Below are 12826 nucleotides of genomic sequence, written 5' to 3'. Positions count from 1 at the left end.
CAGATAAACGCAGATAATTTTAGGGTGTTTTCCGATTTTTGCAATTCAAGTCTATCATGCAAAGCAAGGTAAAAGCTGTGCTGAGGAAAACTGTTGAAGCGGAATCTCGATCGCAAATTCTGTTCCTTTTCCCGGTTCAGAAAAGCACTTCAATTCGCCGCGGTGTTGGTTGACAACAATTTCATAGCTGATTGACAGTCCCAAACCCGTGCCTTGACCGACAGGCTTAGTAGTAAAAAAAGGGTCAAACAAGCGCTTCCGAACATCTTCTGTCATCCCCGGGCCGTTGTCAAAAATCCTAATTATTACCTGTTTTTGATCGATTAACTCGGTGCGAATCCGAATGGTAGGAGCTAGGCGGGTAGAGTTATAAATCGAGGACTCAGTATTTGTAGGGGCATGATTTGGCTCGGCTGATTGCGAATTGTTCGGGCTTTTTTGATCTATATTTTGATTTTTGTTCCACTCGACAAGAGCGTAAATGGCATTAACTAAAATATTCATAAACACCTGATTTAGCTGTCCGGGATAGCACTGTACCAACGGCAAGTCGCTGTATTCTTTGTGAATTGCGATCGCCTCCTGCCCCGGTTTCCCTTTAAGCTGGCTTTGCAAAAGCATCAGAGTGTTGTTGATACCGTCGTGAATGTTGACCTGCTTCATTTGGGCTTCATCTAACCTGCAAAAATTTCGCAGCGATAAAACGATGTCGCGCACCCTTTCTGCACCTTGCTGCATGGAATATAATACTTTTGGCAAATCTTCCAGCAAATAATCGAGTTCGATTTTTTCAGATTCGGCTTCAATGGCTGGGATGGGTGCGGGACAGTGCTGCTTGTACAGACAAAGCATCCGCATTAAACTTTCAGTATAGTCTTTAGCATGGTACAAATTGCTGTAGATAAAGCCGATGGGATTGTTTATTTCGTGGGCTACGCCTGCTACTAACTGCCCCAAAGAAGACATTTTCTCTGTTTGAATTAGTTGGGTTTGAGTGCGCTGAAGTTCCAGGAGCGCCAGTTCGAGCTGTTGGGCTTGATGCCTCAATTGTGCTTGGGATTCCCGCATCGCTACGGTTGCTAACTCGTGAATCTGCAACTGAGAAAGCAGCAGTTGGTGAACGTCTAAAAGTTGGTAATTGTCCGGCTCTACCTCCACGACAATTGGTTCGTGGAGCAGTTCGGGCGATCGCTCCAAAGACTGCCGCACAGCCGTCATAATTGAGGTTTTGCGATCGAGAACTAATATATCAGTTTGAGTAAAGCGGTAGAGTACCAACAAAGGCTGTTGGGAAAATAACTCCAAGCTGTAGGGACGGCTCATGTGTTCAAAAAAACGCCGCCGCGAAATCATCCCTGTAAACTTTCCTTTCTCAGTAATGATGATGCCGGGAAGTAAAGGATGAGTTTGGAAAATTTTAGCAACTTCGCTACCCAGACAGTCTGACTCTAAGACAAACTTGTATAGGGTTAATTCCTCTAGAGTCGATCGCAAACCGAGCGGCGATTTCAGGCGACTCAACCCGTCAGTTTCATACACTGCTCCCTCCTTTGGTAATTGGCAGTTGCGGTTCGCCCAGTAGAGTATTGCGTACTATTTGCACTGTATTTTCAACTTTTGTCATAGCTTGGCAATCAACTCCACTCTGCTCGTTCCAATCCAGTTAATTAACACGATTTTTTTGGATAAAATTGTGCTGGTTTCACCAGAAACGATATGGGAGCTTAGATTAATTTAACAGCAGACACACCTTTGAAACCTGAATATTTAGTAAATTTAATCTATCCTAAACTTCACTCACCCGAATCTAGCAGTTATCACTAGGTTGAATGTTTCATAACATGAATTTGGTTCGGATTTATCGACATCCGCGACCTGGGCGAGGACATTTGCTATTACCCCTTACTTCAAATTATATGATAATCCAGACAATAGTAGCGACAAATCTGGAGCCGATCGCCCGTTTAGAGAATTGAAGCACAACCTGTTTCTGGTAATTCGCCAGAAATCTCAATTGTCAGTTTTTTGGCACAAGTGCCGATCGCTCTCAACACGCGGATTGTATTGCAGGTAGTCTCCGAGCCAGCGACAACCGACCGCGACCAATTTGTCAAGTTCGGCAGATTCTACTTTAGCAGGAGCGAGACTCCAAAGCTTCACGGACGCATCTTTGCCGGCAGATGCTAAAGTTGTGCGATCGCGACTAAAACTCACGCTCCACACATCGGCTTGATGTCCCTTTAAAGTTTGCAGCAAAGTACCGTCAGCCCGCCAAACCCTCACCTTGCCATCCGTGCTGCCCCCTGCGAGCAACTTGCTGTCGGCACTCCAACTAACACTGCCCAAACCTGCTGTAGAATCGTCGAGAGTTTTGAGCAACTTACCACCATGAGTCCAAAGTTTCACCGTCCAATCGTGACTCGCTGAAGCAATCATCTGGCCATCTGGCGAAAAATTGCAGCCCCAGACTTCATCTCGGTGTCCCAAAAGAGTTTTCTCAAGTCTAAACTGTCCTTGGACGGTGCGTTTCCAAAGTTTCACAGTTCGATCTTGACTGGTAGAAGCCAACAGATTGCCGTCAGGACTGAACCTGACTGATGTCACTGGTCTACTATGTCCTGTTAAAGTTTGTAGCAAAACACCGCCTGCACTCCAAATCTTAATCGTTCGATCGGAACTGGCGGTAGCAATTAATTCTGAATTCCGGCTAAAAGTCGCGCTCCAAACTAAATCTTGATGTCCTTTTAAAGTGTTTTGTAAACGGCCGTCGCGGCGCCAAATCATGACAGTTTTGTCAAAACTTGTAGAAGCCATTAACTGACTGTCCGGACTAAAAACCACCTCTGTAACTGAGTTGCTGTGTCCCGGCAAACTCAAGACTACTTTACCGTTAAGTTGAAAAACTTTAACAATAAATTTGTCGTCGGCAGTCACAATTAACTTGCCGTCCGGGCTGAAGTTAGCCGTATGCACATTAGCGAAACGATTGCGTTCTCGTACTGCATTCAGCGTTTGGTGCAATATATTTACTGTCTGTGCTTTTAGCGCTGGGGAAACCTCTATTTCTTGCAATTTTTTGGTGGCGCTGATGGCGGCGATTAAGGCTCCTAGGTCGTCGTAGCTGAGGGAAATACTAGCAGTGGAATTTAGGGCTTCAATTTGAGTAATTATTGCTTGTTTTTTGTGATTTTGAGCGCGGGTGGCAGCTCGCTCAGCGTGGATAGCGACGCTGGCAGAAATCGCAGATATTGCAGCGAGTCCGAACAAACTCCATTGGACTGTTCGCTTGGCTTTATGCTGAGCTTTGGTCAATACTAAATTTGCCTCTGCTAATATTTGGGAGGCTGCTTTTTCGAGAGCCAAAGCTCTTTGAAATTCCTGATTTTCTAGTTCTTGGCTGGCTGAGAGAAATTGATAATCGCGATCGCTCAAACTTTTGTCTGCCGCCCAGCTTAAGGCTTCTGCCAGAGCTCTGCCTTGCAGCAAGCGGGAACTGTCGGTTTGGTTGGAGGCGAACCAAGCGCAGATCGACTCGGAGTAAGGCTGGAGCTTAGCTAACTCTTGCTGTATCCATTCTCGGTTAAAAACCGCTGCATAAATTTGGTTGTAAACTCTCAGTCGCCCTCGATCTGTGACAATTAAACCTGACAGTAAAAGTTCCACTTTTTCGGAACTGTATTTAGATAAATTGTTTTCGATTTTTAATGTTTCTGCTGGTTGTGATTGGTCGTTCTCAACAGTACGATCGGCTAGAATTTGTTGGTAAATTCCTAGCAAACTACCTGTGCGCTCTTGATTTCTCAGGAGGCGATCGCGAATTGTCTTGAGGTGTTCCGGTTCGTCTTGAAATTCCCAGTTTTCTACGGTGCTAGACTGCACTAATTCGGCAATGAATAATTGACAGTTGGTTGGGCTATGGCAATCGCGGCTGGTTTCTGCTGCTAACTTTTCAGCAGTTAATTGACAAAGTTTTTGAGTAAGGAATGGCTGTCCTCCAGTCCAAGCTAAGATTTCTTTGAGTATTTCTTGGGAATTATCGATTTTTTCTGGCCATCCTCTGACTAAAGGTGCGGCTTCGGCAAGATCGAATCCTTTGAGTTCAATGGCGCGGCCGATATTAAACGGAGTTCGGGTTTTGTCAGAGATTAAATCTTGAGGTGTTGCGACTCCAAATAAGGCAAAAGTCAGGCGGTTGTACTCGGGATTTTCGGCGCGTTTGTTGTAGCAGCCGCGCACCCAGGCAAAAAAGTCATCGCTGGAGAAGTTCAGGGAGAGAATGCTGTCAATTTCGTCGATAAAAATTACAATATTGCGATCGATCGCAGGTAGCAATACTTGTTCGATAAATTCATTTAATCTGACGACTGGCGGCAGGTGTTCGCGATCGCGCCACCAAGTCCTGACATTCATTTTAATTTTAAAGCTGTTGGCGAGAGTCGCTGTAAAGCCTGCATACCACTGCACGGGAGTGATTTGGGCCGTACCAATTCCCGTGATGTCAACAATTGAGCAGGCAATGTTTTCTGCAAGCAAGCGGCGTGCTGTTTGCACCCGCAGACTCGATTTTCCCATTTGTCGGGAGGTGAGCACGTAGCAAAATTCGCCTGCTGTTAACGAGTCATAAAGTTCGGTATCTGCCGATCGGGTGACGTAGGTAAGAGCATTCGCCTGCAAACTGCCACCAACTTGATATGCAAATTCTGTTGCTGGCAAATCGGACACAGGAAATAAAGGGGAAGCAGAAGGAAGTAATTCTATTTTACCAGAATTTGCCCCAACCTCAACTTCAAGTTGAGATAATTGGTTTGGTTGCGATAATATTTCTGTCATAATTACTTCTGCTTCCCCTTTATTTTAGGCAATTCTCATTAAAAACTCTAGGATGTTGTTGGGAGGAACCTCAGGAGGTCTGGTTTTTTTGGGCGATCGCACTGAGCTAAATTGAAATGACATTGGAGAGAAGCAAGCGACGGTTTCCATGTGCGGTTTGCCGAACGAGATGTGTTAAGTCTATAAACGGCAGGGCGATCGCACTTTCAGTACAATGTCAGTATTTCAACCTGTACATCGGCTGAGTCTGAATATCTCAAAGTGTGAAAGTAGCTCTAATCCTGTGGCTGTATCGATCGGAGGTTTTTGGAGGCTCTTGCGCTGCGAGGGCGATATCCAGACAGTTAACCAAGCGGCACAAGCACAGAGAGTTTCAGTCTCAGACAAATGGGGGGCGAGAAACCGGGTTTATCGGATTTTTTTCGTTGAGTTACCAAAAATTTTCGCAGAAACCCGGTTTCTGAGGTCATCTACGTACCTTCACCGTAAATGCCTTAATATCACCCAAAAGTATGATTGATCGACAAAAGTTGCGTGTTATCTTTTTAAAGAATTCTATACAAAAATACTTTTATCCAAAAGGAGAACAAAAATGGACACACCTACAGATCGCCTGCAAGAACCTGTCGGGGCAAGAGAACTCGAATCAATACCTGTATCGGGAAAAGTTTCTGCCGAAAAAGTTACTCAGGTTAACTTTGAAGCGACTCCTTTAGAAACCCCTGTTTATAGTCAGGACAAAGTTAGCGTCGAAGAGTTGAAGATTAACGGCGACGATTTAGTTGCTAAAGTGAAAGAGCTGATTCACGAAGGCAGTATCCGCCGCCTGATTATCAAAAATGAAGAGGGAAGGATTTTGGTAGAAGTTCCTCTGACCGTGGGAGTAGTGGGCGGAGTCATCAGTGCGACTTTGTTTCCAGTGATTGCAGCAGTAGGAGCGATCGGTGCATTAGTCGCTCACATGACAATTATCATTGAAAGAAAAGAGTAAAAAACTGGCAAAGCCAGTCATGCTGATGTTAGGTTAATTTCGCGGGAGAGAGCGTGAGGAGTCAAGTCTGCTTTTTGTGAATCAGGACTTACGCAAAAATAGTTTTTACGCGGGAATTATCGGCGTAAGGTGTAGGGCGGGCGCACCTATAAAATTAGCCTGTGCGTAAGTCATGATTTTGCAAACATCTGCTAAGACACTGTTTGGTGAGCTAACTTAACTTTCCCTAAAGCTGTCTTCCTGCTTTCAAAGAGTTTCATCACCCCGGAGGAGATGGTATCGATGACATCGGGAGCGCAGTAAGACAGAAACTGTTCTGAGGAAATATGACCGGCAAAAAACTCTTGAGCTTTCTTCAAAAAGTTTTCTGTTTCCGCAAAGCCGATAGATTTGATAATAAACGTAGCCACGGGAGAGTTTTTAATATCATAGGGAGATTCTTGATTGCGTCCTATTGCCAACAAATCTAAAACCTCTTTTTCCAACTGAGTTTCTAAGGGGTAAGCGATCTGTCTGTTGGGTAAATAGTCCTCCAAAACTGATGTTTTAAATCCTGGTGTGCGCAATTCTCCCATCATCGTAGAAAGCGGAATGTCGCGACCCAAACGGTAGGAAAGAGCTTCTAAAATGGCAATGGTAATTAGTTTGATACCCAGATATAGTTTAGCAACTGCGATATTTTTCCTGGTTTGGGCAATCATGTGAGCGTAGGTTGCATCGCCCGGCTCTTGCATAAACTGCTGGAAAACCAGTTCGGGTTTGAGGAAGTTTAAAAACCCTTCCATTTTTTGCAGAGATTTGCGGTATCCGGCAACTGTATAGGAATTGACATTGCTCAATTCGTGGTTGGTTTCCGGCATCAAATTCCAGGTATTGTCTAAGAAATTAGAGGAGTTTGCCGAGGCAAAATTCTCTACATCCCGATTTGCTAACCTCACAGCACGCTTGACAATTTCTGCGATTTGGGCATCAGTCCATCGGAAATTAAAGTCACGATTTACACTGACTAAGCGCTGGTGCAAAAGTTCGATCGCGCTCAAACCGCTGGGCGAAATCGGACGAAAAGGAATCGTAGCTTCGATGCAAGCGGCGATTTCGGCGATCGCACTTGCTGGCAAAAAAGGCTCCAAAGATTTAGCAGCAATCACCGCACTCAAAAATTCGTTTTGGCCGGCAAACGGAGAGAGAGTTTTACCAGGAGCAAACCCAAACACAGAGGCCATGAGGTGATACATGGTATCGTCGGGTAGTTCGGTTTCATCTCTAATCACTAACTGCGATCGCACTTCTTTGACAAAAGGACAAAGGGCGCTGCTGATATTGAAACTTACGCCCTGATCGACTTGCACGTAAACGAGGTCGTGAAACAGCGCAGCGAGCACCTCGATCGGATCGACTGACCCCCCCACCTCAAAAATGTGTTCCGACGTGTGAAAGTAGCGCCAAGGCCCCCTCATCGTTTGAATGATCAGCTCTGCTATCTGCTCCAGCTTCGGAATATCTGCTCGACCTCCCAATTGCTCGATCGACGCTACCAAAGCATCCAGACACCGTTTTTGTTCTCCGAAAAGCTCCATTTAGGCACCTCCACTACATTCCCTGATTGTCTTGGGCTTGATTGAATGGTATCAAAACGCGCTGCGATCGTGCCATCGCTCCTGACTCAAAACTTGGTTTTGTCCATAATCGGATCGGGGGGTAAAAGCCAGAGAGGAAGAGAGGGAGAGAGGGAGAGAGCGGGAGAAGAGAATTAAAAATTCAAAATTTGCCGCGATTCTGGGAACTAAAAGGTTCTGTATCATCAATAACATTAGATTTGACTGATGATACAATTTTAGATTTTAAATTTGAGATTTGAGATTGTAGATTGAAAAATTAAAGGATTGGGAATGACTTATGACTATCGCGGTTTGGAACGCAGGCAAAGCAGTTGCATTTTGGTTAAACAATTGTGAGTTAACAACCGCAACTATCGCCAACTTTCAAAAAAACCGGTTTTATGGATAAATCTGGGTTCGATCGACTCCAGGGCAAGCAGAAACCTGATTTTAGCCCGCACACGCCAGCGATCGAGCGATGTTCAGCTTTTAGACAGAGGTAAAAACTCGATCGATCGCTACAAAATTAACTAGGATACTGAGCAATTAGGGAGACTAGGTGGCGTGAAATTCGTGTCCGACCCGCGAATAACAGTCAAAATCCGCAAAATGAACGAGCGGGTGCGGTGGGAAGAAAAGTCGATCGCCGATCGGGGAATTGACCAAACTAAGATGGTTTTGGACGATCGAACCGATGACAGTCCTGAATTTTCGTTTTTAGTCGCAGGCGACAGCGGCACCGGCAACCACCGCGGGCACAACCCCCAGCGCCAAGTTGCCGAGTTGATGCTCTCGGAACGCCAAAGTTGCCGTTTTGCTCTGCATACGGGCGATGTAGTTTATCTGGTGGGTTCCAGCGAATATTACTTGCAAAACTTTATTCGCCCCTACCGCGAGTTTCTAGTGGGCGGCGAGCACCCGTCTCGGATTGCTTACGATCGCATGGTGTTTAACTTTCCGTTTTTGCCCGTACCGGGAAACCACGACTACTACGACTTGCCCATATTCTACGGCATTCTGTCGGCGACAGCTTTGCCGCTGCGGAGGCTGCTGGGTTCCAAGTTGGATCTCGATGTCGGGTGGCACGGTTCGGAGATCGGAAATGCCTACGCGAAAGCCTTTCTGGACTACCTGAAGGCCCACAAATTGCCGGGAGAACTCGATCGCCACCTAGACGCCCACTACACCGCCAGCACCAGCACAGGCCGCTGCATCCGCTACCAACCCGGACGCTTTACCCGCTTACCCAACCGCTATTACACGTTTCGCAGCGGGGGTATCGACTTCTTCGCCCTCGACTCCAATACCTTCAACGAACCCTTACCGATCCCGAAAACCAAACAGGGCGACATTCACCGCCAAAATTTGGAACTCGATCGGCAAAAGTTGGAACAAGAAAAATTGGCAATGCTCGAAATGTCCGATCGGCTCAACCCGGAAATTCCCGAAGCAGCCGAACAGCTAGACGACTTGCGCGCCAAATTAGAGCAAGTTGACGAAATGCTGATGGATATCGACAAACAACTGTCCCCCGACAGAACAGCATCCACGGACGTGGAACAGCTCGAATGGCTCAAAAGGCGATTGATTGCATCTTGGGCAGATTCAGACGTGCGGGGGCGGGTAATTTACCTGCACCATCCCCCCTACGTCACCGAGGCGACAAAGTGGAATCAAGCTCAAACTTTGGCGGTGCGGTTGCGGTTGCGCGAGGTACTCGACGCGGTGGCCGATGCAGTTGGGAAAGCAGCGCGGGGTCGTCCCCTAGTAGATTTGGTACTCACAGGCCACGCCCACTGTTTGGAATACCTGCGCACTGGGGATACCGGACACGGCGACTCTGGGATTAATTGGATTGTCTGCGGGGGAAGCGGCCACAGCCTCCGCCGCCAGCGCCCGGAAGGGCCGATATTGCAGGAAGGATCGAGTCCGGAAGCTTATCGGTTGGCGCGCGAGGCTGGTTCTGAAACAGCCAGCCACCGGGTAGCGGAATCTTTGCTATTTGTCGGCCGCAGCGGCGAAGGTTCCCACAAACGTCGTCCTTATTCGTGTTTGCGGATTGATGTGCTTGACGGGACTCCCCCCAAGTTCAGAGTTCGACCTTTGGTTGTCGAACGATTTGAGGGGAAATGGCAGGAAATCGCGATCGAACCTTTTGTCATTTAACTTCGTTCCTAGGTTCGATCGTTTGGACTTCAGTCCTCAGTTTTAGAAGGACTAAAGTCCTCACTACAAACTAAATGCTGGACTAAAGTCCAAACGATCGAACCAAATGCTGTTTTCCCAAAGCCAACGGCTTAATTCCTGAGTTTTAAACTCTCTCGATTCTGTCTCAAACGCGGAAATATTCAATTTTTGCACTCAACTTAATTCAGGAAAAAAAATCAATGATTGCTAACTTAACCGCTACTGGCTGGGAAATTATTTACCACCGCGCCCACGCTTTGCTCGCCGCCCAACTTGGCGGACAGTGGAAGCGATCGAAATCTCCGGTTCGCCTTTACGAAACCATCGCCGCCATTTCCCACCACGACGATTTAGAGAAAGAATGGGAAGAAGATATCTTGACTGAAGCGGGCGCGCCCTTAGATTTTACCTTGGACACGGAAACTTCTGTGCCTAAAATGCGAGGAATGACCGAGAATTCCCTCTATCGCGGTAGGTGGGTAGCAATGCTGATTTCGATGCACATGAGCTATCTGAATGAAGGTAAGCGGGGAGAGTCGAAGGAACTCGACGAATTTCTCGACGAACAACTCGCCAATCAAAAAAAATGGCGCGAGGAGTTGAAAATTTCTCAAAAAGAGGCAGAATCGGCTTATGCTTTTTTCCAGTGGTGCGATCGGCTATCATTAATTCTTTGCAGTGGCGAGTTGCCCGCCGGAGAACGAGCGTTAGAAATTAGTGTCGGCCCGGACGGCAAGCGCTACGATATTGTACAGAACAGTAACGAACTGGTGACTGTAACTCCTTGGCCTTTTGAAGACGATAAGTTTACTGTGAACGTCGAAGCGTGCCATTTGGATAGAGTCAAGTTCGACAGCAACCAGGAAATCAAGGAAGCTTTGCACAATGCTCCTAGAAAACAGTTAGAGTGGACTTTTGTCAAATCTTAATTAAACCTCTGAAAAATAGGTGAGGGCTGTTGTCGGAGTTTGGCGGGCATTTCCTTTGTGTAAACTTAAGGTTAAAACCATGTCTAAATCCGGGTTATAGTTGAGTCTCGATCCCCCCTAACCCCCCTTAATAAGGGGAGTAGGGGGTGGGACAAGAACACTCAAAGTAAGCCTTATTAAGGGGAATTTAGGGGGATCGAAACTTCGATACAAACGAAAAAGATCGAGGGTTTTAGTTCAGCAATTACCCATTACCAATTACCTATTACCAAATATGAAACGTTCAGCTTGCCTAATCTTCAATCCCGTCGCCGGCAATAGCGACCCCGACCAAGACTTAGCAACAATTCAAGAAATGTTAGAGCCGTTTATTGACTTAGACATTCGGCTGACCACCCCAGAATTAGACGCAGATCGACTCGCCCGCGAAGCAGTTGCTAGAGGAGTTCAGGAAATTATTGCTTCCGGTGGTGACGGCACATTATCAGCAGTTGCGGGCGCCATTGTGGGGACAAATATCCCTTTAGGAATTATTTCGCGGGGAACTGCGAATGCTTTTGCAAATGCTTTGGATATTCCGAATACTATCCAAACCGCCTGCGAAACTATTTTGGGAGGGTTGACGCGGGTGGTGGATGCGGGAATGTGTAACGGTAAAATGCCGATGGTTTTGTTAGCTGGAGTGGGTTTTGAGGCGGAAACTGTCGAATTGGCCGATCGCGAAATGAAGAATCGCTGGGGAATGCTGGCTTACATTCTCTCGGGAATCAAACAGTTAAATAATTTAGAAAGATTTGAAGCCGAAATCGAAACCGAAGATAAAATCATCACCGTTACTGCTGTGGCCGTGACAGTGGCGAATGCAGCGCCGCCTACATCGATTTTAGCTCAAGGCCCGGCCGGGATTATTTTTGATGACGGCTTGCTGGACGTGACGCTGGTGGCGCCTCAAAATAAAGCTGGGGCGATCGCAGCTTCCTATCACCTCTTGCAAACAGCGTTGAGCGGCAATCCTACCGATCGCGACGACATCGGTTATTTGCGCGCCAAAAAAGTAAAAATCAGTGCCGATCCTGCTCAAAAAGTGGTTGTAGATGGAGAAATTGTCGGCATGACTCCGCTTTCAATTGAGTGCATTCCCGGAGGTTTAACTATTTTCATACCGCGACTTGAAGAAGAGCCACTGGTCGAAAAACTCACCGGTTTAGCGGACATCGAAGTTGTTTTGAAGGAGAATTAACTTTTAGACAAATCCATAATAAGGTTTGTAGTGAGGACTTCAGTCCTCAGAACTTAAGTGTTAGCGAAGAAGGACTCGCATTCCGAACGATCGAACCATCTTTTGTTAGCGAAGAAGGACTAAAGTCCTCACTACGAACCATCTTTTGTTTTTATGCTTCTAAGATTTGGCGAATGCGGCGCTCTAAAAGTTCGAGGTCGAGTCCGCCTTCATCGCGACTAATTCGGCGCACGGTAACGTTAACATTGTTCAAATCTGCCAGCAAATCTTGGAGGATTTCTTGTTGCTGGCGAGCTTGAGTAATTTCGCGCGGTTCCTGCACCAAATCGCGGACAATTGTGTCTTCAGCGCGCGAAGCAACGATCGGGTCTGCTTCGCCGTCTACGTGCACGAAAGTGCGCCGTCCGGGGCCGCGTTCTGCTTCAATTGGGATTACTGCTGTCACTTTGTCCGATCGTACATATTTGCCAAATCCCAGGTGGACTAAGACCGAAGATTGTATTTTCATAGATAGCAAGATTTATTTGTAAGTTATCTATATTTTAGCTTTTTCACCATGAGATAACAACTAATATTAGAGATAATTTTAGCCGATATGTATCGGCTTTTTCTCTATTTTATCGTTGTCAATTTCAGAAAAAAATGGTAATATTTTTGATAATGGTTCCGCAGTCATATCTTCGCACAATCCGACAGTACGGCAGGGGTTTAAACCCCCGCCGAGAGAGCGAAAGTCCGGCTGGGGTTTAAACCCCAGCCTCATAGCTAAAGTCCTCTGAAGAGGACTGAAGAATTTATTCAAAATGCTCCTGGTTGTGAGTTAAAAATTACCAATAAAATACGATTCCATAGTCCTCTTTAGAGGACTTTCGCTATGAGACAGGGGTTTCAACCCCTGGCGGACTGTCGGACTGTGCGAATATCTGTGGAAATCTCGGACTGTCGGACTGTGCGAATATCTGTGGAAATCTCCGACTGTCGGACTGTGCGAATATCTGTGGAAATCTCGGACTGTCGGACTGTGCGAATATCTGTGGAAATCTCGGACTGT

Annotated in this window: 9 protein-coding genes; 4 read left to right on the top strand and 5 right to left on the bottom strand. The window is 46.5% G+C overall.

Features of this window, described 5'->3' with window-relative positions; all coding sequences use genetic code 11:
- Nucleotides 1-54 precede the first annotated feature (54 nt).
- Both QT974_RS20720 and QT974_RS20715 read right to left on the bottom strand, forming a co-directional pair.
- Nucleotides 55-1539, bottom strand: coding sequence for a sensor histidine kinase (locus QT974_RS20720; protein ID WP_333470309.1), 1485 nt, complete (start codon nucleotides 1537-1539; stop codon nucleotides 55-57).
- A gap of 471 nt (nucleotides 1540-2010) precedes the next feature.
- The gene (locus tag QT974_RS20715; protein ID WP_333470308.1) at nucleotides 2011-4830 is read right to left on the bottom strand and encodes an AAA-like domain-containing protein; all 2820 of its coding nucleotides are present in this window, start codon (nucleotides 4828-4830) and stop codon (nucleotides 2011-2013) included.
- Between the two features lie 592 nt (nucleotides 4831-5422).
- Here QT974_RS20715 and QT974_RS20710 point away from each other — a divergent pair.
- Nucleotides 5423-5821 carry a DUF4342 domain-containing protein gene (locus QT974_RS20710; RefSeq protein WP_333470307.1) on the top strand — a complete coding sequence of 133 codons (399 nt, stop codon included), beginning with the start codon at nucleotides 5423-5425 and terminating at the stop codon, nucleotides 5819-5821.
- 191 nt (nucleotides 5822-6012) lie between these two features.
- On the opposite strand, the gene QT974_RS20705 is transcribed toward QT974_RS20710, so the two are convergent.
- Nucleotides 6013-7398 carry a hypothetical protein gene (locus QT974_RS20705; protein ID WP_333470306.1) on the bottom strand — a complete coding sequence of 462 codons (1386 nt, stop codon included), beginning with the start codon at nucleotides 7396-7398 and terminating at the stop codon, nucleotides 6013-6015.
- Nucleotides 7399-7992: 594 nt separating this feature from the next.
- On the opposite strand from QT974_RS20705, the gene QT974_RS20700 reads away from it, so the two are divergent.
- The 3 genes from QT974_RS20700 (at nucleotide 7993) to QT974_RS20690 (ending at nucleotide 11775) form a co-directional block, all read left to right on the top strand.
- On the top strand, nucleotides 7993-9585 hold the full coding sequence (locus QT974_RS20700; protein WP_333470305.1) for a metallophosphoesterase: 1593 nt from the start codon (nucleotides 7993-7995) through the stop codon (nucleotides 9583-9585).
- A 221-nt stretch (nucleotides 9586-9806) separates the two neighbouring features.
- Nucleotides 9807-10535, top strand: coding sequence for a DUF3891 family protein (locus QT974_RS20695; RefSeq protein WP_333470304.1), 729 nt, complete (start codon nucleotides 9807-9809; stop codon nucleotides 10533-10535).
- A gap of 274 nt (nucleotides 10536-10809) precedes the next feature.
- Entirely contained in the window at nucleotides 10810-11775 is a 966-nt protein-coding gene (locus QT974_RS20690; RefSeq protein WP_333470303.1) for a YegS/Rv2252/BmrU family lipid kinase, read from the top strand.
- Between the two features lie 151 nt (nucleotides 11776-11926).
- On the opposite strand, the gene QT974_RS20685 is transcribed toward QT974_RS20690, so the two are convergent.
- Together QT974_RS20685 and QT974_RS20680 are read right to left on the bottom strand one after the other, a co-directional pair.
- Complete coding sequence (locus tag QT974_RS20685; protein WP_333470302.1) at nucleotides 11927-12283, bottom strand: hypothetical protein; 357 nt, start codon at nucleotides 12281-12283, stop codon at nucleotides 11927-11929.
- 78 nt (nucleotides 12284-12361) lie between these two features.
- Nucleotides 12362-12538: a hypothetical protein gene (locus tag QT974_RS20680; RefSeq protein WP_333470301.1), complete on the bottom strand. Its 177-nt coding sequence runs from the start codon at nucleotides 12536-12538 to the stop codon at nucleotides 12362-12364.
- Nucleotides 12539-12826 lie beyond the last annotated feature (288 nt).

Origin of the sequence: Microcoleus sp. BM001215392 (assembly GCF_036700185.1) — a bacterium.
In the GTDB taxonomy this organism is placed as follows: Bacteria; Cyanobacteriota; Cyanobacteriia; order Cyanobacteriales; family Microcoleaceae; genus Microcoleus.
Note: the sequence above shows the minus strand (reverse complement) of the source record. Positions and strands in the feature narration are given on the sequence as shown.